The following is a 22,849-nucleotide window of genomic DNA, read 5'->3' as shown; positions in this document are numbered from 1 at the left end:
TGCACAAGTCATAGGATATAGTAAAAAAATGGATGTTTACTACCCTCGCTTTGGTGTTTTCGTTTTTTCGTTAAAATCCAGAAAAATAATAACTGAAAATTCAGACGTTATTTGTGCGACGGTAGTGACATATCCTATTTTGTTTATTTTTATATTTGATTTTTATTCTTTATAATGAAGATAGAGTGATGAAATTCTGTTGAAAGCGAGGTTATTTCATGTTTGTAGCAAACCAAAAAGAAATGCAACTATGCGACCGTTATACAATAGAGCAGCTAGGATTACCTGGTGTTGTATTAATGGAAAATGCAGGTAATGCCGTTGTTCAAGAAGTAATTGCTCATTATTCTATTAATGCAAGAGTATTTGTTATTGCTGGTGGAGGAAATAACGGAGGTGACGGCTTTGTAATCGCTAGACGACTAATTGACTATGGTTTCGATGTGATGCTTTGCCTAGCTGTTTCAGAGGATTGTTTAAAAGGCGATGCAAAAATTCATTTCGAAGCATACAAAAATAGAAATCTCCCCTATTTCCAATACAATGATGAAAATCAAAAAACATTACAAAGCTACATAAATAATAGCGATGTCATTATTGACGCTATTTTAGGAACAGGTGTTATCGGAAACGTTCGCTACCCGTTTAAAGAAATAATCGAAACAATTAATCGTTCAAACAAAGAAATTATTGCGGTTGATATACCATCTGGTGTGAATGCAAATACCGGAGAAGTGGCAAACGTAGCGGTAAAAGCAACGAAAACAGTCACTTTCGCAATGCCAAAAATCGGATTTTTCATCGGTGACGGACCACAATTTATCGGAGAATGGAAAGTGGTCGATATTTCAGTTCCCCTTGAAATTGTCGATACTTTAGAACTCGATTTGCCTATATTGCTCGATGGACCGATTGCAAAAGATGCACTTCCGAAACGAATTCCACACGGTCATAAAGGGACTTTCGGACATTGTTTCGTTATTGGTGGATGTACTAATTATATTGGAGCGCCTATTTATACAGCAAAAGCTGCTTTTCACACAGGAGTCGGACTTGTATCACTCGCTATTCCTAAAGCAATTTACCCAATCGTTGCAACACAGTGTCCAGAAATTTTATTGTTCCCAATAGAAGATGAGAGCAACTTGGATGAAGTAGACTTTTCAAAATTTAAAGTAATCGCTTTCGGTCCAGGACTTGGTCGTGAAGTAGACGGCGAAAAAATATGCGAAACATTACTATCCAAATTAAATCGTCAAACAATTATTATCGATGCGGATGGACTTTATTTTATTAAAAACCATTTGCATAAATTGAAAGATTATGAAGGGGATATCATTTTAACACCTCATCCTGGAGAAATGGCGACATTAACAGGGGTGTCGGTAAAAGAAGTGGAGAAAAACCGAATTGATGTAGCAAAACAATTCGCCGTCAAATATGGAGTGTATTTGTTATTAAAAGGGCATCGTTCAATTATTGCAACACCCGAAGGAAAACTATGGATTAACCCTTATGGAAATGACGCTTTAGGAAAAGGTGGTAGTGGAGATGTATTAACAGGACTTCTCACATCTTTTACTACACAAGGCGCCACTCCACTAGAAGCAATGCAGGCAGCTAGCTACTATCACGCAACGAGCGCTGAACAATTAGGGAAAGAACAGTCAAACTATGGCATCACACCAACAGCCATTATCGACCACATTTCAAAGCGATTGTGATTGAAAAAGACCTTCTATTAAACAATTCTTTAAGTATAAACGTTACAGAAGAATAGCCTAATTTTAGAAAGTGCGGCCTACCACTGTAAGCCGCCCATATAATTCGAAAGATTAGGAGCTAGATCTACTTGTGAGCAGACCTTACACAAAGTACGAAGACAAGTCGTGAAGACACGCTCAAAACGTGGCTTCGCGGCTTGTGTGCTTGGTCCGCTCACCTAAATGTAACCTTTTAGAACTTCTATTGGTTTATTCATTGTGAAACTCACAATGAGTAAATTCACTTCAAATAATTACCATATAATAAAATAGAAAAAGACAGAACGCCAGCCTTTAGGTAAAATGAAAGTTCCTACACCACCATTCACCAAAGGAGCGTCTGTCTGATGAACAGTTTATCACATCATGAAAAAATCAACAAAGGGTTTTCTGATTGGCAATTGCCATTTTACTTTTCGAAGCCTGTTTTGCGTCATTTTACGCACTTTATCGATGGCATGTCGAGCATCGGATTTACAGGAAAACTTACGCAGATTCATGCGTATAGCCATCATCCGAAACACCGCACCACGCTGAGTCACTTTCTTCAAAAAAGTCCTTGGAACGAGAGCTATTTACAGCAACAATGTCAGCGCTATGTGCGTCGCCAAATTGATCCGAAGCAGCCGTTATTTTGGCTCTTCGATGATACGCTTGCCAAGAAAAAGAAGCCTTCGTCACAGGCACAGCACCCGATTCAGGGCTGCGGATTCCATTTTTCACACACGGAAGGCAAGGTCGTTTGGGGACACCAAGTGCTGCAGGTGATGATGAAATCAGGTGAACAAGCGTTTCCGTATGATTTTCGTCATTTTCAAAAAGAAAAGGATGAAAGTAAAATCCAGCTCTCGGTCGATTTCATTCAAGATTTACCACAAGCCACCCAGCCAACGTATGTGTTATGCGATAGTTGGTATACGTCAAAGGCACTCATCGAAGCGGCATTTGGGCAAGGCATGCATGTCATCGGTGCGCTGAAAACGAATCGCATCATTTATCCAGCAGGCATTCGCACACAGGTCAAACAATTTGCGACACACATTTCTGCACAAGAAACCGATATCGTGACGGTCGGGCAAGAAACGTACCGTGTGTACCGCTATGAAGGTGCGTTAAACGATTTAGATTGCGGTGTGGTCGTCCTCTGTTGGCCAGCGAATGAACCGATGGAAACCAAGCATTTACGCTGTTTTTTAAGCACAGATACCGAATTGTCTACCCAACAAATTCTCGATTATTACAGTGAACACTGGGCGATTGAAACGTACTTCAAACAAGTGAAAGGCTACCTTGGCTTTCAAGGCGTTCAAGTGCGTCATGAACGGGCGATTTACCGCTACTGGCTATTAATTCAATTCGCTTACTTACTCATCGGTGCGCTCCAGCTTCAGCCATTTTCAGTCGCGATTCACCAAATGAGACGCGCCCAATTCAGCGGCATCATTGAGTTTGTGTACAACGAAGCGCAAGAAGGCACATCACTGGACCAAATCAAAAAAGAGCTATTTGTGGCATAGGGTGGCTATCGTTTCTTTTTATGTGGTAAAATTTGTATCTAAAAATGCTCATTGTGAGTACCTATATAACATTATCCTATCACGAAGACTTGATACGGTCACTTAAAGATGCGAAAAAAGGTCATATTAGACACGTTTTTCACATATAAGTAATGATAGCTTTGAGTGCTATTAAAACATAAAAAATCCCACCGTGGTACGCATTGGAAAGAGGCGTGGTGGGTTCTGTTGTTCCTATTGTATGATGTACCTTTCATTTCGTCTACAAAATGCGATTTTGGTTATTCAATCTCTGAGACTTTGACGATGGATTTGCCGAGGTTGGCGCCTTTGAAGAGGTCGAGGAAGGCGTCGATGATGTGGTCGAATCCTTCTGTGATTGTTTCTTCATATTTTAATTTGCCTTCTTTATACCATGTCGTCAATGCTGTTAAGCCTTCGCCGTAGCGATCGCTGTAGTCGCCGACTGTGAAGCCTTTCATCAGTGCGCTCGTTTTAATGAGTACCGTTTGGACACGTGGGCCCATTTCGACTTCCGTGTTATTGTATGACGAAATCGCGCCACATACAGGAATGCGAGCGAATTTGTTGAGGAGTGGGAATACCGCATCCGAAATGGTACCCCCGACGTTATCGAAATATACGTCGATGCCGTCTGGACATGCTTCACGTAATGCAGCTTTCACTTCTTCTTCTTTATAATTAATCGCCACATCGAAACCGAGTTGTTCGGTTAAGTAGTCGCATTTTTCTGCTGTTCCTGCGATGCCGACAACACGCGCGCCGTGAATTTTAGCGATTTGACCGACCGTCGAACCGACCGCTCCAGCTGCTCCAGAGACGACGACCGTTTCGCCTTCTTTCGGTTGTCCGATATCGAGCAATCCGAAATAAGCCGTTAATCCCGTCATCCCGAGCATGCTTAAGTGAAGCGTGACGGGCTCGATTGACGCATCAATTTTGCGCACTGCTTCCGCACGTGTAATCGTATAACGTTGCCACCCTAATGCGCCGAGGACGAGGTCTCCTTTTGTGAATTGGTCCGATTTAGACTCGACAACTTGCGCAATGACACCGCTTGAGATCACTTCACCTAACTGGAAAGGTGGGATGTACGACTTCGCATCTTGCATGCGACCACGCAAATACGGATCGACCGACACGTACACCGTGCGTACAAGCAATTCGCCGTCTTCAGGTGACGCAATCGGCGCTTCGACAAACGCAAAATCTTCCATCACCGGTGTGCCGACAGGACGTCGTGCGAGTTGAATTTGTTCATTTGTTACATTCATTTTCATTCCTCCGTTCTCAAAATTAAGCTTTCCCTTTACACGATACGCCATTGACACGAGATGTCAAAAATAATGAAGCGTACGACTCCCTTCTCTTGATTCCACAAGCCATTCCACGTATATTGAAGAAAAAGGAAATGGAAGGAGTAATCATGATGCCACACTTAAAACCATTAATCCTCATCGGCGCTTTCGCTTTAACGTTTAACGCCTATTCCGCTTCCACTATCCTTTCGACAGAACTCGATAAACAAACGACAGCGGAACGATGGAACGCAGTGGACAAACTATCCAATGAAACGATTATTCACATCCCGAAAGAGCTTGAATAACGAATGAACCGTTTGAATCAAAACTAGAGATTCAAACGGTTTATTTTTTCATCGATCTAACAGGAATACATCATTCACGCGATTTAAGAACTCGTATAATCTCCGCCATTCACATGAATCGTTTGCCCCGTCATATAACTCGCTTCATCGGATGCTAAAAAGACATACGCTCCTGCAACTTCCGCCGGTTGTCCTCGTCGCTCCATCGGAGTATCTTCCCCGTGATGTTCGACTTTTTCCGAATCGAATGTCGCAGGGATTAAAGGCGTCCAAATCGGTCCTGGCGCCACGGCATTTACACGAATGCCTCGATCGACGAGATTTAAAGCGAGCGAACGAGTAAAAGCGGTAATCGCTCCTTTCGTCGCCGCATAATCCATCAGTTCAGGTGAACCGTTATAAGCAGTAATCGATGTCGTATTCAATATGACATCGCCTTGCTTCATCTCTGCAACCGCTGCCTTCGTCACATAAAACAAGCCAAAAAAGTTCGTTTCAAATGTTTCATGCAGTTGGTCACTTGAAATGTCTGCGATTGTCGATTGTGGAAATTGTTTTCCCGCATTATTAACTAAAATATTTAATCCGCCCAGCTGTTGACGCACACGCTGAATGAGCGGTGCACTATTTTCTTCGCGACTCACGTCCAACTGTTCCATATACGTTTGAACCCCGTACGGTTCCACCGCACGCAACGTTTCTTCCGCATCTTTACGTTCTCTTTCGTCTAAGTAGACGATCGCAAGGTCCGCTCCTTCTTTCGCAAACGCTAATGCGACAGCTCGCCCGATTCCGCTATCCCCTCCTGTAATTAATGCTTTCTTGCCACGTAAGCGACCAGCGCCTTTTGTTCCATTGTCAAAAATCGGAGCTGGTTCCATGTCGCATTCAATTCCAGGTTGCTGTTGTTGCTGTTGACGACCAACAGCTTCATCGACTTCCTCATAATATTCTTTCGTCATTGCCATCTCTCCTTTTTGAATGATTACTCTACCGATGCCCTCCTCACATAACATTAAACATTTTTCAAAAATACCTCCTTCTGTTCTGCAAATGCATACAAAAAAGCACCGATCTCTTTTCAGAAATCGATGCTTTCCTTATGAGCAGTAAACTAACGCGGCGCATCATCCATCGCACGCTTCACAGACAACATCCGAATGCTTAAAACGATAAACAACACGACGAGCAAACCGAATATAATTTTTAACGCGACAGGTGTCGGTGTGCGAAATAAAAAAGGAATGAGCACGATGAGCAATGCCCCGACGACACTAACGATTCGAATATAACGAGCGAGCACTTCATTCATGGAAATTCTCCTTCCGATGATTAACAACATGCATCAATCAAGCATATCACTCTCATCTTATACCTTAGCGCTACTGCTGTCACATCGGAAAACTGAAATTATTTAAGTGGAATATCTAAATATATACCAGGGTAATGGTCACTTTTTCACGTTACATTCATTTTATTCGCTTTTTTGGATAGTCGATCCCCTACCGATTGAATCAATTGAACGACGATAATTAAAATGATAACTGTCGCAATCATCACTTCTTGTTGGAAGCGGTGATATCCGTACCGAATGGCTAAGTCTCCGATGCCACCGCCACCTATCATGCCGGCCATTGCAGAGTAACCAAGCAAACTAATAACCGTCACCGTAAGACCCGCAATCATGCCAGACTTCGCTTCGGGTAATAAAACATCCCAAATGATACGCCATGGGGAAGCCCCGCATGATTCGGCTGCTTCAATGACACCGCGGTCCACTTCTCGAAGCGCGCTTTCAACGAGTCTCGCATAAAATGGAATACCTGCGAACACGAGTGAAACACTTGCCGCCGTCGGTCCTGTCGATGTCCCTAATAATGCTTTCGCTAATGGAATGAGCAAAACAAGTAAAATAATGTACGGGAGCGACCGAATAATATTAATCGTCGTGCCAGCAATCGATTGAACGATTCGGTTTTGCCAAAACATCCCTTCACTCGTTACAAATAAAAAGACACCTAATGGTACACCGACCACAATCGAAAAGAATGTCGCGATTCCAAGCATCCAGCCTGTTTCAATGAATGCTTGAACAAATTCATCCGCCATATTAACTAGCATAGCCGAGCACCTCCAATCGATTCGTTCGTTCCGTTAACCAAGCCGCCGCCCGTTTTCGTTCTTTCGGTTCACCTAACAACTCGACAATCAACGTTCCGAGCGCTCGATCTTGAATGTACGTAATTTGTCCATGTAAAATATTGAGATCAACTGCAAAACGAGTTGCCGCCTTTGAAATGATTGCTTGCTCGGCATCATCTCCTCGAAACGTTAATTGTAAAATGTCTCCTGTCCGCTCCTCTAACAATCGAGCAGGCAATGTTAATGAATGAACAGTATCAACAAACTGCTTTGTCAGTGGCTGTTCGGGGGAGGCAAAAATATGATACACATCCCCTTCCTCTACAATTTTCCCGTCTTCCATTACCGCAACGCGATGGCAAATCGTTTGTACGACTTCCATTTCGTGCGTAATGAGAATAATCGTAATATCGAGTTCTTCATTAATTTTCTTTAAAAGCTGCAAAATAGATGCTGTAGTTGTCGGATCGAGAGCGGATGTCGCTTCATCGCATAATAAAATATCTGGATTATTTGCTAACGCTCGCGCGATTCCCACTCGTTGCTTCTGTCCTCCTGAAAGTTGAGCAGGGTAATGATTCGCTCGATCTGACAGTCCGACAAGATGCAACAGTTCTGGCACACGTTCGGCAATTTCAGCATTTGATTTTCCAGCTACCTTCATAGAAAAAGCCACATTTTGGTATACGGTTTTTGTTTGAATAAGATGAAAATGTTGAAAAATCATTCCAATTTTTTGTCGTATTTGACGCAATGCACGTTTAGATACTTTTGTAATGTCGATGCCATCAATAATAACTTCACCTGAAGTCGGTTGCTCTAATCCATTCAAACAACGAAGCAATGTACTTTTCCCTGCTCCACTGTAGCCAATCATGCCAAAAATATCACCGCGTTCAATCGTTACCGATACATCATCCAATGCGAGCACATTACCGTATCGTTTCGTTACTTGGCGTACTTCAATCATTTTTTCGCCTCCTGTTCTTGTTGATATGGAGGTAAGACGTACCCTTGGGAATGTTCTAGTGTATAAGTATAAAATTCTTCCGATTCATACGCTTCTTTTAATGCTTGAACGAACGGCTCATCTTCCTCTCCTTCACGAATCGTTAAATAAATTAAAAAATCTTCCGATGTTTGTTCAACATCCACTGCTTCTGTCAACTTCAATCCAGAAGCAATCGCATAATTTCCATTGACGAAAGCAAAATCAGCATCCTCAAGAGAACGAGGGGTCGCTGCCGCTTCTAACGGATTCAACTTTAGATGATACGGATTATCGATAACATCTTTTTCAGAGGCTGTAATCGGGTTAACATTTGGATCAACTGTTAACCACCCGTAGCTCTCTAACATATTGAGCGAACGAGCTAAATTCACCGTATCGTTCGGTAATGAAATCGTCATTCCTGGCTCAAGATCGTCGAGCGATTGATGTCGTTTTGAATACATCGCAATGGGAGCAGTCGGGACAGCAAAAAGCGCAGTAAGCTTCGTCCCTTGATGCTCGTTAAAATTCGATAAGTATAAACGGTTTTGGAATAAATTCGCATCGACATCCCCTTCTTCTAATGCATTATTCGGCTGAATATAATCATGAAATTCAATAATGTTTAACGTGAATCCTTTCTCTTTTAAAATCGGTGCGATTCCTTCTTTTAATTGATCACTATATGGACCAGCTGTAGCTCCAATCGTAATGGTTTGATTTGTTTCACCCTTTGCTTCTCCGTCACATCCTGTAAATATAAGAACAGTACTCAATACGAGGAACCATGTTAGTAGTTGTTTCATTATGCATTCTCCTTTTCTCCATATAAAAAGCCCCTTCGATGAAGATGACGTGCTTAGGAGCACAAATCTTCAAACGAAGAGGCCTCTAGTTGTCTAGTCAGCTTCTTACGACGTGGATATTCTAAATTTTTCTGTGCGATGAACTTGCACAACTTGTCCTTCATGAATGGTAATATGAACCTCTCCAAACTGCAATTCTTGCAAGGCTTGTTCAATAATTGCAAGCACTTCATCCTTTTCTTTTCCCATAAACACCCCTCCTTCTTTTATGTAGAACGTGCATTAAAAGTAAAAAGCGACCCCTATATAAAAAGAGGTCGCGTCATACGAAATATGCACTGCTCCTCTCATCTTCCAAGGTTTCCCTTGCTGGAATTGGCACCGTTTGATAAAAAATCAATGGTTGCCGAAGCTTCACAGGGCCAGTCCCTCCGCTTCTCGATATAAGAGTTATCGTTAATTTATGAAATTAGTTGTTATCATATCCTGTCTTTTTAACAATGTCAACAGATTTTATTTAAATTTTTAGAAAATAAAGAAAGTAGAGTGTTTAGAGCAGAATGAAAATGGTTCTTCCTTGCCTAATCCCATCGACACGAAATGTCTAAAATAATGAAAAAGCTAAACTTAAACGAGAAAAGCACCAATTTTGTTTTCAGAAACTGATACTTTCTCTTTAACAATAAATCACTAGCGGAACTCTTCATCCATCGCACACTTCACAGACAACATCCGGATACTTAAACCAATAAACAACACGACGAGCAATGCTCCAACTACACTAACCATTCAAATATAACGAGCGAGCACTTCATGCAGGTAAAGTCTCCTTCGTACGATCTTTGTAATCGTCAATTTTCACTTACTTTTTCTATTTTAGACAAGATCCAAAGATAAATTGCTATTCCACCAAAACTTATAATCATACTTAGGATCAGTTGTGCTTCATGTTTTAGTGGTGTTAGGCTAAAGTAATAATGTCGTTACAATGATTACAATCCATGTCTTAGCCCATATAGAAATACCGATTACAAATTCAATGTTTATCCTAGGTAATTGTCAGATTTTCCTGTTGCTAAGGCTTCTTTCCCTCGGTATTAATAAAATTTAATTTAATCTTCTATGTATCTTGCCCCAATGCCTCTTAACCTGCTTCTTAATCAGACTCTTCACTGGCAACTGACACATTTTCCTATGTGCTCTATAAGCATAAGTAACGAAGTTCCCACGATTTTTGTAATCGAATCCCAGATGGGTGTATAAATCATACAATGACCTTTTGGGTCCCGGTCGTCCTGTCGCATATTCAATACGTTTTACTGTTTTGGCCTTGCGATATGCTCTAGTATAATAATTGAAAAGGCTTTTTTCCCTTAATTGAATCATCTGTCCATCAGTCACAAACCCCAAGTAATCTAATTTAGATGGCTGTAATTGCTCATCTAGTATATAGTCACCATCCCATAACCGTATTTCTGTTTTTTCAGGTTGCACATCTAATCCGTCACTTTTATATTTATCAATGATTTCAAATAACTCATTTCGGATTGATTCAAACTCTCTTGTATTTTGTCTTTCAAGAGGAATAATTACTATTAAATCATCACAATATCTTCTATACATTGCATTAGCAGACCTTTTATTGCACCAGTCAATTACTTCTTTATCAAAGTCAATCAGATGTACATTAGAACAAACTGCACTCATACTTGATCCTTGTGGAATTCCATAAGAATCAGGATTGGGATTATGTTTTAAATATTCTTTTTTAAACGTCCTAAATTCACTTGAAGTCATAATTCGATTAATTTTATATGTCTTGATTTTTTTGTTCAATGTTCTTCCATGCTTTGCTTCTAAAAACATATCAATATCTTTCCTATCGACATATGTAAATCGTGTAAGATTCTTAAATACTTGATACCAATCTCGTTTTAAGGTTTCTACACCTAGTACTCTTCCTATATTCTGTTTCAATGTTTGGTGTGATATGTTATCAAAATACTTAGTGAAATCACTTGTGATGACTACTGCATTTTCAAACTTAAACAGATGATTGAATACTTCAAACGCAAAATCAATATTGTTTTTTCCTGGTTTATTATTTCTATATGCTATCACGCTGTCATCAATATGATTGTCAACTGCATATTTATTATAAGCATTGTTTAATAAGTCACCATAATATTTATAGATGTAGCCATCCTTATGGGCAGCATAAAATATTTTACGGCTTTTAGGCTTCCCTTGTTCTTTTCTTTTAATTACCTGACCCAATTCATCCACTTCTTTAATCGTTACATATCTTTTAGAATTCATCTCAAAATGTATAAACGGTAAAAAAGCATACGAAGCGACCCAATCTTCATTCAAAAGATTAGCCTTCATATGCCCTATATGTATCCGTTCATCAAAATGCAAATAACCTTTAGTCTTGTACTTCTCCCATTTAATAATAGAAGAGCTAGAGAGGTTATGTAATTGGTGTTGTGGTCCATTACTCTGATTCATAACCAGAAAACCTCCTAGCCTAATTTGGTGTCATTCATCCGAGATGAATGCTCTGTTGACCACTATCCCCGTATAAAACGGAGTTCTTGTTCTTAAACACTACATTATACTTACCATATGGAGGTAATTACAATGCTGCTAAGTTTGTCTAGTTCTTCTTCAGAGATCCAGCTTGTGCTGTTCTTGGTAGATTTCACTAGGTTGCTTGTTGAGGTTATAAATATTTATAACCTTGACAAGCGTGAAACTCAACACTTCTGCGACTATTTTCACAGAACAACTATATTATCCCATTTAAGTGGATAAAAAGCAAATTTTACACTTTGTTGTTTACTATCTAGTACAAAATATAAAATACCTCCTTCATAATAAATGAACGAGGCTTATTGATTATAAAGGCTATCAGCAGGGCGGCAATCCTGATCTCTGGTAACTATTTTTACAGATAGCGCGTGGGGAACCTTTCCCACCTCAAATAACCTTTATATATTTCTATCGTATTAGGTTCTTTTGGATTTTGTCCAGCATAATCAGGTGTTGCAATTATGCTAGGTATATCTTGATAGTACTTGAGGAAATCATCCCAATAATCACGCTTTTTTAAATGTTTTAAAACACCTGGAGGCATATATACTGCAAGGCTCGCACACTGAATGGCATAATAATTGATGATACACTCGGGAACAAATCCTACTAGTTGAGTTTCTATCACATCAGGATTGATATTAATTATCATGGACATACAACCTTTTTAAGATTATAGTCCTAGTATAAGGTATAATCTTAAAAATGAATAGCTTTCTTTTACCATCGCGTTTTGATAGGGGAAAATCATTATCTAGATCCGCATTCAACGAAAATATGCATTTTCAAATTCAATAATAAATTTGTAATGAATAAGAGCTTCGAATGGCTATAACATTATAAAATGCTAATCAAATATTCTCCTCTTGCAATGTATACTCTAACGGTTTCTAAAGATAACCCTTTATAATTAAGCAATGCTACTTTTCTCATCACCTAGCATCCTTTAAATGATTTCATCAGAAGACAGATTCACTTCTATACAAAGGCTTCCAAATAACATATTAAACTCTTCTTTATACATTTGATTTCTAAATTTTAAATACGACGTTCATGACTAAGTCCTGATTGATTAAAGTGAATTAGGAGGTTCTTTTATGATTATAGGTGGGGTAATAGTTTGCCTTTTCACAAGTAGTTTGCTTTTCTTTTTTAGTTACATGATATGGAAGAAATAACAATTTACACTCATTGCAGGATTTAAAGAAGAAACTTTTAAAGGAGATAAAAACAAATTAGCTAAAGCAGTTGGGCTTTTTCTTATGATTTGTGGGGTACTTACACTTATTTTGCCGTTCGGTGTAGCAGTTGCCGGCTCAATTGCAGCTCAAATGATTTCTATTTTAATTGTATTGGGCATTGTCATACTCGTCTGGTACATTAACCGCTTGGGCAAAATGGTTGTGTAAGCTGGCGTCCCGTCAGAAAAATGCGAGTTTACAACGTTAAGGGAGATAATGTTCCCAAACGTCGGTTTGGGTGCATTTTTCTTATTCAACAATTGGGGCATTGAAGTACATTCTTAATGGCCTTTCTCATCTGCAATATTCATTTTATAGAAAAATGGATAAACTTATTTGCAATGTATATTGTATATTTAAAGTTAATTCGAGAGATGGAGGTTGAGGTATGTTTAAGCGTCAAATGATTCAGGATGAGCGTATTACAAATTTGCAAAACAAAATTTATCGAGAAATTTATGTTTTTGTGCTAGTGATTTGTAGTGGCAGTATGGTATTGAAAGTCATTTTTGGAAAAGGTGGATTTGAAAATCTTGGAACAGAAATGATTATTTTAATTACTGGGGCGATTTATTATCTAGTACGTTCGACAAATTTGGGTATCTTTTCGGAAGAAGTTAGGAATACGAAAGGAAAAGAGCGAGCGTGTAAGTGGAAAAACACTTGAAGAATTGGAAAAAGATAAGCAATGAAAAATGTACGAATGAAGACAGCACGAATCGCATTGGATATGTCACAAGGCGATTTAGCAGAAAAAGTTGGGGTCACAAGGCAAACGATTGGTTTGATTGAATTAGGAAAATACAACGCAACACTATCTGTTTGTATATCTATTTGCAAAGCACTGAATAAAACATTCGATGAATTATTTTGGGAATTTAATGATTAGGTAATCTTTTTTTAACAAGGCTACAGCCCACCTTTTGGAAATTGGTAGGTTAAGAATCAAATGTTTCCCAACATGAAGTGACCCCCAAAAATTAGACACGGTTAATTTAGGCAGCTAGTTGGGCATGTGTTCGATATTGTATCGGGTTCATGCCTTTTAATTTTGCCTTGATCTGTTTCGTGTTGTAATAGTTGATATATTTTTTTAGTTCTTCTTTAAAATGCGCGCAAATTCCTTGAAGTAGAGGAATTCTGACTTCATAATGCCAAAGAAATTCTCCATCCCCGAGTTATCGTAACAGTTGCCTTTACGAGACATGCTTTGCACAATGCCTCTTGATTTAAGAGTAGGGCGATATTGTTTCATTTGATAATACCAGCCTTGATCGGAATGCATCAGTAGCTGATGTTCCTCTGGCAATCTCTCCAAAGTCTTCTCTAACATCTCCGAAACTAATGAATACGTAGGTCTAGATCCAATTGTATAGGTAATGATTTCACCGTTAAAATTGGGGTGCAGTTCAAGTGTCATTGGGGAACGTTATTTGTATTTGAGTTGTATAAAAAAATAAATTTAATCACTAAATTTTTTAAAAAGGGCTTCCAATTCACTAGCATCCTCCATCTTTATTCACTTATAAATTTTCCAAGTATCAATAGTGCCGTGGCCCAAAACTCAATCTCCCATCATGGACCTTGAACAACAATTACAACCATAATGACCTCACATCTAATTTTATCTAGTTTATAAGAGATTTTATTTTACTGTAACTTTTTATTAAAAATGTTTAATATACTCTTTTTTTATTTATTATTACAAATCTATATTGACAATCATTTAAGATAGCTGTATCTTACAAACTAAGACAATTGACTTAAACGGGAGGTGTGAATAATAAGTTACCTGAAACAGAGATTGAAGCTATGAAGATTGTTTTGGGAAAATAAATCCTCCAATTACGACAGGATTCTGATGGAGAAGATAGGGAGTGATAAAGTCTGGAAGCTTCAAACCGTTATACAAGAAAGAATAAAAAGGAGAGAATTTAACAATGAAAAAATGGCTGATTAGTATGTTAACAATGATTTTATGTATCCTAACACCAGTAGCTGCTTTTGCACAAAATGAAGAATTAGAAGACGAAGGCTTCCTTCTCGAAATTAATATTTCAGATAATTCTGAGCAAGTTTACATAATTGACGGGATTCAATTTAGAGTTCTTCCTACATTAACGCGAGGTCTAGTATATCCATCTAAGAGCGTTGAAATGACTGATCTTTATAATAATGCAAGACTTGGCACAGTTAAAATAACTGCAACTGCTGTATATGATGGAAAAGTGGTAGCAGTTACAAAACCTAAAACAGAGATACTTTATAGACCAACTAGCTCTAACTTGAAAGCAACAAATACTTCTATTATAGATAACAACACTCGTCTTGCAAAAGTTAATTCTACAGTATCCTATACTGGTTCAAATGGTAAAACAGGTGGGGGTACAATATCGTTATTTATATATGCTAATGGCGCATATAACTAATCTTAAATTTAGAAATTTTGATTATTAAGCGAAAAAGGTAGCAAGGACCTTTGCTGTATTGGAAGAATTGGCGAGGCGTTTGCCCGCCAACTTCCTCAAATTATGAGCCATGGAATCAACCCAAAACTCTGTTTGGGTCTTTAATAAGCCACGCGGTAGGAATCGTGTGAGCGTCACCTTTAGATTACCGAACGCACTTTCGATATCTGCTTTATGTTTGGCATAAAGTGTTGAAAGGTGCTCGTTTTCAAGGGCTTCTTTTGTTTTCACCTTCAATTCTTAATAAATTGTATTTCAATATACAACTATTCCTCACATCTGTAATGCTACAGCTAAACAGATTCCCATTTTTCTTTTATGATTTATACATTCACTTTGATTTTTATTTTCATGATTATGATTATCGGCTTGGTTATATTGTGTTGTTTATTTGGTGCAGAATTACAAAATTATAATTTTGTAGAATCACTATTACAGTACTTCATAAAACTGTACGGCTAAAATTACTTAGTATGGTTTTATTATTTCGCCTGATTTTTTTCCTCGTTTAACATTGTTCGCAATAAATCTTCTACTTGTTAATACCACCTTCAAGTAAAAAAATCTAAATAAATTTAAAAAACAGCGCTTTGCACGTTGTGACCGCTATCTTCTATACTCCAGAAAAAATGAATGGAGGGATAGCTGGTGTATCAATACCAAGTTGAATTTACTTTAATCAGTGGGAAAAGATTGAAAAATATTTAAGGAAGTTGTATATTTACATTTAAGACAATTGACTTAAATGGATAAGGGGGAATATACATGAAAAGATTACCTGAAACAGAGTTTGAAGTGATGAAGATTGTTTGGGAAAGCCATCCACCTATTACAACTGGAATCATCATGGAGCAAATCGGTCAGGAAAAAGGCTGGAAAATCCAAACGGTCGTAACGCTTATGAAAAGATTAACGGAGCGTGGGTTTCTTCGCAGTGAAAAACAAGGTAAAGAGAGATTTTACTATCCATTGATCGAAAAAGAGGCTTACCTAGGTTTTGAAACGGAGCATTTTATGGAGCTTTATCATAAAAAGTCTGTTTTGAATTTGGTCAATACACTTTATAAATCAGATCATATTTCCGATGAGGATTTAGCATCTTTACTGAAATGGGTGGAAGAAAAGAGGGATTAATATGCAAAGTATCATGGTAGGTTTACTGTTTAAATCCGTCATCATGACGTTTATTGGCATACTGTATGTAGTAGTTACACCTTTCCTTTTGAAGCGATACAGTGCGAAATGGCTTTATTATAGCTGGCTTGCTATTTTGATTGGATTTATATTGCCATTTACCTTCAAAATTTCTAAAAAGATTGTTCATCTATCTGAACCTATGCAGCTGCCTTCGATGGAACTGGTTCCAGCAAAGAGTAGTGAGATAACACTTATGGCATCCACTGTTGAAACAATGTCCTCACTTTCAATTTGGCACGTTTTGATGTCGCTTTGGATTGGAGGAATCATCCTATTTTTAGCAGTGCATCTATTTAAACACTATCGCTTTATGCAAACAGTAAACAGATGGGGGCAATTGGTTGTTGAACCTCATACGCTTCAATTGCTAGAGCAAGTGAAAGAGGAAATGACAATTACGAAGGAAATTAGCTTAAAACAATCCAGTTGTATTCATTCACCGATGTTAACAGGATTTATAAAGCAAACGATTTGGCTTCCTATAAATGACTATGAAAAGCAAGAGTTAAACATGATTTTGAAGCATGAGCTCGTGCATTTACAACGAAAGGATCTATGGTTTAAGGCTTTCATTCTATTCGTAAGCGCAATTCATTGGTTCAACCCACTCTTTTATCGTTTCGCAAAAGAGTTAGATCAACTGTGTGAATTAGCTTGTGATGATGAAGTAATAAAAAATTCAGATGACCCATTAAGAAAAACATATAGTCAAGCCATTCTTCATACCGAAATGACGAAAAAACCAATCGGTGTTTTTTCTACTAATTTTGCGGGCAACTCACATTTTTTACAAAAAAGAATTCACGCAATTATGAGCAGTGGAAAGAAAAAATCGGGCATCTTCATACTTATAATCATTATTTTATTAATAACAGGTGGTACTGCTATTAGCTCAGCCTTTGCTGTTTCAAGTACGCCAATTAACTATCTAGATGAAACATTTATGAAAGAATCCATTTTAAACGGTGCGTCTAGAGGTAACTTTACTACGGATTATTTGATTGTTGATTCAACGAAGGGTGAAAAAACTGTACCAGCAGAGCCTTCTCTTAATAACGAACGCTACCAAAACAGATTCTCAGCTGGTGTCATTGGAACGGAAGCAAGATATCGTTATCCGGTTGAAATTGTACACAAAGAATATGGAGAAAAATTTACAACAGTCATCTATATTGACTATGATTATGAATTACTAGCACCTATCGAACTTGATGAGCTCAATAGCCTAATTGAATCTTATTTATTGCCTGTTAATGAGTTGAAATCGGTATCCTTTGCAGATTTCACCGCACCAAATTATGTAGAAAATAGATTGGCAGACTTTATACAAGCAATTGATCAGAAGAACATAGACGAACGTGTGGCATTTTATTTTAGTTTTAGCGGATTGGCAACGAATAATAATTATTTACCTGCCCTAAATCAGTATCCTATAGCTACTACACCACGTTATATGAAATCTACACCATAGAAATTGTGATGCTGAGTCTTTATATATGATTAATGGACTTAGCGTCACTCCAGTTATTCATTTGATGAATTTTAAAATCTAAATTTTAGCCTTTAAACATTCCCAAACAATCCCGCTTTGGGAATGTTTTTTTGTATGTCCCACATCATTTATACTAACTTAACTACAAGATATATTAGCCGATAGTTTAAGTAATAAAGAATTTCAAAAGGAGTTCATTGGCTTGATATTTACTTTTGCGTTTGACAAAGCCCACATGTTTGGCGATTTCTTGTAGCACTGCTGGAGATAAACAATCGCGTAATTCTTGTGCGAAAAGATGCAATTCATTGGATAGAATTCGATTCATCAAAAACGCCATCCTTTCTTGTAAACTATTGATGTTACAGAAAGAATAGCGTTTTTTTTCATGTTGGGGGTATTGATGTGCTTAGCTTGATAGGTATGTGACGGGACCCCAAGCTGATTATGTTTGTTCACTAATTATGTCATGCTGATTTTATGGAACGTGCAAATAGTAGTTATTTATAGACCATGTTGGTTCTGTAATATTTTCTAAACACAAAAAGCATCGATCTCTTTTCAGAAATCGATGCTTTCGTCCATCACGATGTATGGAGACGGCGGGAGTCGAACCCGCGTCCAAAGGCCCTGCCACCCAAGCGTCTACGCGTGTAGATTGATTACTTACATTTCACACGTCGTTATGCCACCAATCAAGGCGTCCCGCGTGCTATTCTGATTATTCTCTTTCTCTCGCTACAGAAGGAAGCGAAAAGACGTATCCCACTAAAGTTGAGCCTTTATCCGTACTACATGGGCGATAGACAGTAAAGGCAGTTTCGTCAGCTTACGCTGCGAAAGCTAAGTTTTGTTCTTGTTTGCCAGTTATTATTGGCTTGACGTTTCTGACGGAGCCGATCCCTCCGACGCGCAGCTCAAGCTCAAGTACCCCTGTCGAATCCGTAACGTCCCCGCAATTGGGAGAGTGTTCCACTCTACACGTATACAGAAATAGAGGCAAAGCTCTACGTACTCCAATAGTATAACAAATTTCCAGCCAAGTATCAATATTGCTGTTTTGCTTTGAAGGCACGTTCCATCTCACGTTGTGCATCTTTTTTACGTAAGTCGTGACGCTTGTCGTACAATTTCTTCCCTTTTCCGAGTCCGATTAACAATTTCGCAAAGCCGTTTTTCAAATATACTTTCAACGGAACGATCGCGTAACCGTCTTGTTGGACACTGCCTTGCAGTTTATCGATTTGATGACGATGCAACAACAGTTTACGTGCGCGGACGGGATCGTGATTGTATCGATTCCCTTGTTCATACGGGCTAATGTGCATATTCGATACCCACGCTTCGTTGTTTCGCACAAGTACGAATGCATCGGCGATTTGTACTTTGCCTGCGCGAATCGATTTAATTTCTGTTCCTTGTAAAACGAGTCCTGCTTCGATCGTCTCCTCAATCGCAAAGTTATGATTCGCTTTACGATTGACGGCGACGACCTTCCCTTGTCCTTTTGCCATCTGGCTCACCTCTCATTTATTTTCGTTTACGACGACGTTTTTTCGCTGATTTTTTAGCGATCGTCTCGTAAAATTTACGTTCTTTTTTTTGACCGCTGCGCTCCGTGCGTTCAATCGGCGCATTGCCTTTTTTCTTCGCGCGTTGACGCGGTTTCTTTTCCGTTTGAATGACGCGTGGTTTACGGTTTTTCGTAAATTGACGTTCCGGTTCATTCGGATTGTATAAAGCGAAGTCAATCGTTCCTTCTTCTGGGACGACATTCGTCACTTTAATTGCGACTTTATCTCCGATGCGGTACTGTTTTGCGGTACGTTCGCCAATCATCATCATCGTGCGACTGTCGAAGTTGTAGTAATCATCCCGCATATCGCGAACGTGGACGAGTCCTTCTACTGTATTGTCCAATTCGATGAAAATACCGAAATTCGTCACGCTTGAAATGACACCTTCGAAGTTTTCGCCGACTTTGTCGACCATAAATTGCGCTTTTTTCAACGCTTCTACGTCGCGTTCTGCATCAACGGCACGTCGTTCACAGCTCGACGTATGTGTCGCAATTTCCGGCAATTCTTTCGTCCAATATTCCGTCGTCTTTTTGTCCGTTTCGCCTTTTAACAAGTACGTGCGACTGAGACGGTGGACGATTAAGTCTGGGTATCGACGAATTGGCGCCGTGAAGTGCGTATAAAACTCTGTCGATAATCCGAAGTGACCGAGACTTTGATCCGAGTATTTCGCTTGTTGCATCGAACGAAGCAACATCGTAGAAATGACGGTTTCTTCTGGTAAGCCTGCGATCGAGTCGATAATTTCTTGTAAGGCACGTGGATGTACCGTATTGCCGACCCCTTTCACCGAAATACCGAAATGGGTAATAAACTCAAAGAAACGTTGTAATTTTTCTTCTTTCGGATTTTCGTGAATTCGGTATAAAAACGGCAACTGCATCCAGTGGAAATGTTCGGCGACAGTTTCGTTCGCTGCTAGCATAAACTCTTCGATTAAGCGTTCTGATACGGTACGCTCAATCATTTCGATTTCTGTCGGCCATCCTTCTTCGTCGACGATCACTTTCGACTCTTTAAAGTCGAAGTCAATTGCCCCGCGTCCGAAGCGTTGTGTTCGTAAAATTTTCGCAAGCTTCGCCATATCGAATAACATCGGAACGACATGTTCGTACTTCTCCATTAATTCCGCATCATGGTGGTCGATAATGTGATACACATCATCGTACGTCATACGCTCTTTCGAGTTAATGACCGATTCGAAAATTTCGTGGTCGAGCACTTTTCCTGATTCGTCGATATGCATGCGACATGACATCGTTAAGCGATCAACGCCTGGATTTAACGAACAAATTCCGTTCGAAAGTCGGTGTGGCAACATCGGGATGACGCGGTCGATTAAGTAGACACTCGTTCCACGTTCATACGCTTCTTCCTGCATCGGTGAACCGTCCGTCACATAATAACTGACGTCTGAAATGTGCACCGTTAAAATGAACGTGCCGTCTTCCATTCGTTCGACCGAAATCGCGTCATCTAAGTCTTTCGCATCCGCTCCGTCAATCGTAATCGTCAAGTCTTGTCTGCAGTCCATGCGTCCTTCCATCTGTTCAGGTAAGACGTGATCTGGAATAGCGTTCGCTTGTTCCATCACTTCTTCTGGAAATTCTGTCGGGATGCCATGTTTGTAAACGATCGATAAAATATCGACGCCTGGGTCATTTTTATGACCGAGCACTTTCGTCACATAACCAGTTGCGCCTGAAATTTCAGTCGGATAGCTCGTCATTTCGACGACAACTTTATGTCCTTCCATCGCACCGAGCGTTTTGCCCGCTTCGATGAAAATGTTGATCGGAATCTTTTTGTCATCGGGTACGACGTAGCTATACTCTTCCGAACCGTAAAATGTTCCGACGACGGAACGTTTATGACGTTCGACAATTTTCGTCACTTCCCCTTCTCGACGATCTCCGTGAGAATGTTCAGCTACTTGTACGAGAACGGTATCACCATCTAGTGCGCCATTCGTTGCGTTCGGTGGAATGAATATGTCATCCATCTTCTCTTCCATCGGCGCGACGAAGCCGAACCCTTTTGCGTGTCCGATAAAGCGGCCTTTCAAATGATTCATCCGCTCTGGTACGCCGTAACGATTCGCTCTGGAACGTACAATCTCCCCTCTCTGTTCTAACTGAACTAATGTTTTCACCAACTGCTTAAACTGTTCTGCACCATCGAGTTGTAAATGTTCTTCGATTTGTGCGACTGTACTCGGTGAATACTTCGGGTGACGCATCAAGTCGAGTAAGCGCTCTTGTAATTGTTCTTCCATTGTTCTCCTCCTTTCTATTATGAAACTGTCCAAGGTAATTGTTCTAAAAATGCAAATAAATCTTCATGCAATTGTTCTTTCTCTTTGTCTAATGTAATAATATGTCCTGACTCCTCATACCATTTTAATGTTTTGTCCGATGACGAAAGATCATCGTAAATAACTTGCGCAGATTGTGGATCGATGACGCGGTCGAGTCGTCCTTGTACGACGAATGCCGGAGCGTACACTTCATCCAATGTAGCGCGTGTATCTTTTACAAGTTGTTGTAATTCAGGAAGGGAATCCATCGTCTGTTCGCGCAATGCTGCTACTTCTCGTTCGATTTCTTCTTCGGATTTCCCTTCGTATTTTTTGTATTGTTCCGCATATTGCAGGACTCCTTCATACATGAGGTCTGTCGTTTTCATCGACATCGGCGCACACATCGGAGCGATGCCGAGCACTGGATATTCTATGCTCAATTTCAATGAAAAGACGCCTCCTAACGATAATCCCGCTACCGCAATTTCTTCATACCCTTTCGAGCGCAAAAATTCATACCCTTCGACGACATCTTCCCACCATTGATCCGGGTTCGTTTGGATCAATTCTTCCGGGGGGACACCGTGTCCGCGATAATGTGGGGCATGAGAGGTATACCCCTTTTTCTCCAAATAACGCCCGAACATGCGCACGTCTGCTGATGTTCCTGTAAAGCCATGTAACAATAACACCGCACGTGGTCCGTGTTCAAAGAAAAACGGCTTCGGTTGAACGATTTTCATATTCCCATACTCTCCTTCTCATCCATTTACATCTAGTGTAACAGTTCCCGCTACTTTTTTTAAAAAAGAAGCCGAACCAACGGATATTGGCTCGGCTTGGATCATTTTATTAAAATTTCATCACAGCTAAAGTTAATACGAAAAATAAGACAGATAATACAATTGTGACACGTTGTAAGACTAAGTCTAACCCACGTGCTTTTTGTTTACCGAATAGTTGTTCAGCACCACCAGAGATGGCTCCTGACAAACCTGCGCTTTTTCCAGACTGTAATAAAACTACAACGATGAGGCCGATTGCCACGATTAATAATAAAGTCACTAATAAAGAATGCACTTTCTTCCACCTCCTGATTAATACTAACAACACTCCTTATTTTAACAAACT

General features: G+C 39.5%; 24 protein-coding genes, 1 other RNA gene, 1 pseudogene and 1 riboswitch. Of the genes and pseudogenes, 9 read left to right on the top strand and 17 right to left on the bottom strand.

Annotated elements, in window-relative coordinates:
* Nucleotides 1-218: 218 nt before the first annotated feature.
* Both ACFQ0V_RS08260 and ACFQ0V_RS08255 read left to right on the top strand, forming a co-directional pair.
* Nucleotides 219-1,724 carry an NAD(P)H-hydrate dehydratase gene (locus ACFQ0V_RS08260; RefSeq protein WP_381012156.1) on the top strand — a complete coding sequence of 502 codons (1,506 nt, stop codon included), beginning with the start codon at nt 219-221 and terminating at the stop codon, nt 1,722-1,724.
* 386 nt (nt 1,725-2,110) lie between these two features.
* Nucleotides 2,111-3,280, top strand: a complete 1,170-nt coding sequence (locus tag ACFQ0V_RS08255) for an IS701 family transposase (protein ID WP_381012154.1) — start codon at nt 2,111-2,113, stop codon at nt 3,278-3,280.
* 281 nt (nt 3,281-3,561) lie between these two features.
* Here ACFQ0V_RS08255 and ACFQ0V_RS08250 read toward each other — a convergent pair whose 3' ends face one another.
* Nucleotides 3,562-4,575 (bottom strand): NADP-dependent oxidoreductase, encoded by a 1,014-nt coding sequence (locus tag ACFQ0V_RS08250; RefSeq protein WP_381012152.1) that lies wholly within the window; start codon nt 4,573-4,575, stop codon nt 3,562-3,564.
* A gap of 155 nt (nt 4,576-4,730) precedes the next feature.
* Between ACFQ0V_RS08250 and ACFQ0V_RS08245 the strand changes: the two genes are divergently transcribed.
* On the top strand, nt 4,731-4,907 hold the full coding sequence (locus ACFQ0V_RS08245) for a hypothetical protein (protein ID WP_381012149.1): 177 nt from the start codon (nt 4,731-4,733) through the stop codon (nt 4,905-4,907).
* Between the two features lie 83 nt (nt 4,908-4,990).
* On the opposite strand, the gene ACFQ0V_RS08240 is transcribed toward ACFQ0V_RS08245, so the two are convergent.
* From ACFQ0V_RS08240 to ACFQ0V_RS08205, 8 genes are all read right to left on the bottom strand, one after another.
* Entirely contained in the window at nt 4,991-5,869 is an 879-nt protein-coding gene (locus ACFQ0V_RS08240; protein WP_381012147.1) for an SDR family oxidoreductase, read from the bottom strand.
* Between the two features lie 152 nt (nt 5,870-6,021).
* Entirely contained in the window at nt 6,022-6,219 is a 198-nt protein-coding gene (locus tag ACFQ0V_RS08235) for a hypothetical protein (RefSeq protein ID WP_194563433.1), read from the bottom strand.
* A gap of 146 nt (nt 6,220-6,365) precedes the next feature.
* Entirely contained in the window at nt 6,366-7,028 is a 663-nt protein-coding gene (locus ACFQ0V_RS08230) for a methionine ABC transporter permease (protein WP_381012144.1), read from the bottom strand.
* The gene (locus ACFQ0V_RS08225; RefSeq protein ID WP_381012142.1) at nt 7,018-8,019 is read right to left on the bottom strand and encodes a methionine ABC transporter ATP-binding protein; all 1,002 of its coding nucleotides are present in this window, start codon (nt 8,017-8,019) and stop codon (nt 7,018-7,020) included. Before ACFQ0V_RS08225 ends, ACFQ0V_RS08230 begins: the two co-directional genes overlap by 11 nt.
* Nucleotides 8,016-8,846 (bottom strand): MetQ/NlpA family ABC transporter substrate-binding protein, encoded by an 831-nt coding sequence (locus tag ACFQ0V_RS08220; RefSeq protein ID WP_381012139.1) that lies wholly within the window; start codon nt 8,844-8,846, stop codon nt 8,016-8,018. Before ACFQ0V_RS08220 ends, ACFQ0V_RS08225 begins: the two co-directional genes overlap by 4 nt.
* A gap of 105 nt (nt 8,847-8,951) precedes the next feature.
* The gene (locus tag ACFQ0V_RS08215) at nt 8,952-9,095 is read right to left on the bottom strand and encodes a YezD family protein (RefSeq protein WP_194563436.1); all 144 of its coding nucleotides are present in this window, start codon (nt 9,093-9,095) and stop codon (nt 8,952-8,954) included.
* Nucleotides 9,096-9,190: 95 nt separating this feature from the next.
* Nucleotides 9,191-9,296: riboswitch (SAM riboswitch) on the bottom strand.
* 657 nt (nt 9,297-9,953) lie between these two features.
* Nucleotides 9,954-11,357, bottom strand: coding sequence for a reverse transcriptase domain-containing protein (locus ACFQ0V_RS08210; RefSeq protein WP_381012136.1), 1,404 nt, complete (start codon nt 11,355-11,357; stop codon nt 9,954-9,956).
* 439 nt (nt 11,358-11,796) lie between these two features.
* Complete coding sequence (locus ACFQ0V_RS08205) at nt 11,797-12,093, bottom strand: PBECR3 domain-containing polyvalent protein (RefSeq protein WP_381012133.1); 297 nt, start codon at nt 12,091-12,093, stop codon at nt 11,797-11,799.
* Between the two features lie 538 nt (nt 12,094-12,631).
* Here ACFQ0V_RS08205 and ACFQ0V_RS08200 point away from each other — a divergent pair.
* From ACFQ0V_RS08200 to ACFQ0V_RS08190, 3 genes are all read left to right on the top strand, one after another.
* Nucleotides 12,632-12,850, top strand: a complete 219-nt coding sequence (locus ACFQ0V_RS08200) for a DUF3784 domain-containing protein (protein ID WP_381012158.1) — start codon at nt 12,632-12,634, stop codon at nt 12,848-12,850.
* A gap of 220 nt (nt 12,851-13,070) precedes the next feature.
* Nucleotides 13,071-13,349: a DUF6773 family protein gene (locus ACFQ0V_RS08195; protein ID WP_381012130.1), complete on the top strand. Its 279-nt coding sequence runs from the start codon at nt 13,071-13,073 to the stop codon at nt 13,347-13,349.
* Between the two features lie 21 nt (nt 13,350-13,370).
* On the top strand, nt 13,371-13,571 hold the full coding sequence (locus ACFQ0V_RS08190) for a helix-turn-helix transcriptional regulator (protein WP_381012128.1): 201 nt from the start codon (nt 13,371-13,373) through the stop codon (nt 13,569-13,571).
* Between the two features lie 106 nt (nt 13,572-13,677).
* On the opposite strand, the pseudogene ACFQ0V_RS08185 reads toward ACFQ0V_RS08190, so the two are convergent.
* Nucleotides 13,678-14,078, bottom strand: a pseudogene (locus ACFQ0V_RS08185) (IS3 family transposase); the annotation flags it as partial.
* A 544-nt stretch (nt 14,079-14,622) separates the two neighbouring features.
* Here ACFQ0V_RS08185 and ACFQ0V_RS08180 point away from each other — a divergent pair.
* Nucleotides 14,623-15,111: a hypothetical protein gene (locus ACFQ0V_RS08180; protein ID WP_381012126.1), complete on the top strand. Its 489-nt coding sequence runs from the start codon at nt 14,623-14,625 to the stop codon at nt 15,109-15,111.
* Nucleotides 15,112-15,135: 24 nt separating this feature from the next.
* Here the strand turns inward: ACFQ0V_RS08180 and ACFQ0V_RS08175 are convergent, their stop codons facing one another.
* Nucleotides 15,136-15,381: a transposase gene (locus ACFQ0V_RS08175; RefSeq protein WP_381012123.1), complete on the bottom strand. Its 246-nt coding sequence runs from the start codon at nt 15,379-15,381 to the stop codon at nt 15,136-15,138.
* 534 nt (nt 15,382-15,915) lie between these two features.
* Here ACFQ0V_RS08175 and ACFQ0V_RS08170 point away from each other — a divergent pair.
* Together ACFQ0V_RS08170 and ACFQ0V_RS08165 are read left to right on the top strand one after the other, a co-directional pair.
* A complete protein-coding gene (locus ACFQ0V_RS08170) occupies nt 15,916-16,284 on the top strand; it encodes a BlaI/MecI/CopY family transcriptional regulator (RefSeq protein WP_381012120.1) in 369 nt (122 codons plus the stop codon).
* A 1-nt stretch (nt 16,285) separates the two neighbouring features.
* The gene (locus ACFQ0V_RS08165; protein WP_381012118.1) at nt 16,286-17,818 is read left to right on the top strand and encodes a M56 family metallopeptidase; all 1,533 of its coding nucleotides are present in this window, start codon (nt 16,286-16,288) and stop codon (nt 17,816-17,818) included.
* Between the two features lie 187 nt (nt 17,819-18,005).
* Here the strand turns inward: ACFQ0V_RS08165 and ACFQ0V_RS08160 are convergent, their stop codons facing one another.
* The 6 genes from ACFQ0V_RS08160 to secG all read right to left on the bottom strand — a co-directional run bounded on the left by ACFQ0V_RS08160 (nt 18,006) and on the right by secG (nt 22,798).
* Nucleotides 18,006-18,170: a hypothetical protein gene (locus ACFQ0V_RS08160; RefSeq protein ID WP_381012161.1), complete on the bottom strand. Its 165-nt coding sequence runs from the start codon at nt 18,168-18,170 to the stop codon at nt 18,006-18,008.
* A 260-nt stretch (nt 18,171-18,430) separates the two neighbouring features.
* Nucleotides 18,431-18,794: a transfer-messenger RNA gene (gene ssrA / locus ACFQ0V_RS08155) on the bottom strand.
* A gap of 91 nt (nt 18,795-18,885) precedes the next feature.
* Complete coding sequence (smpB, locus tag ACFQ0V_RS08150) at nt 18,886-19,353, bottom strand: SsrA-binding protein SmpB (RefSeq protein ID WP_194562685.1); 468 nt, start codon at nt 19,351-19,353, stop codon at nt 18,886-18,888.
* A gap of 16 nt (nt 19,354-19,369) precedes the next feature.
* Nucleotides 19,370-21,694: a ribonuclease R gene (gene rnr / locus ACFQ0V_RS08145; RefSeq protein WP_381012114.1), complete on the bottom strand. Its 2,325-nt coding sequence runs from the start codon at nt 21,692-21,694 to the stop codon at nt 19,370-19,372.
* Nucleotides 21,695-21,711: 17 nt separating this feature from the next.
* Nucleotides 21,712-22,461 (bottom strand): alpha/beta hydrolase, encoded by a 750-nt coding sequence (locus ACFQ0V_RS08140; RefSeq protein ID WP_381012112.1) that lies wholly within the window; start codon nt 22,459-22,461, stop codon nt 21,712-21,714.
* A gap of 109 nt (nt 22,462-22,570) precedes the next feature.
* Nucleotides 22,571-22,798 (bottom strand): preprotein translocase subunit SecG, encoded by a 228-nt coding sequence (gene secG / locus ACFQ0V_RS08135; RefSeq protein ID WP_194562688.1) that lies wholly within the window; start codon nt 22,796-22,798, stop codon nt 22,571-22,573.
* Between the last annotated feature and the right edge of the window lie 51 nt (nt 22,799-22,849).

It is taken from the genome of Savagea faecisuis, assembly GCF_042675605.1.
Taxonomy (GTDB): domain Bacteria; phylum Bacillota; class Bacilli; order Bacillales_A; family Planococcaceae; genus Savagea; species Savagea faecisuis.
This window is presented reverse-complemented; position numbering and strand designations above follow the sequence as displayed.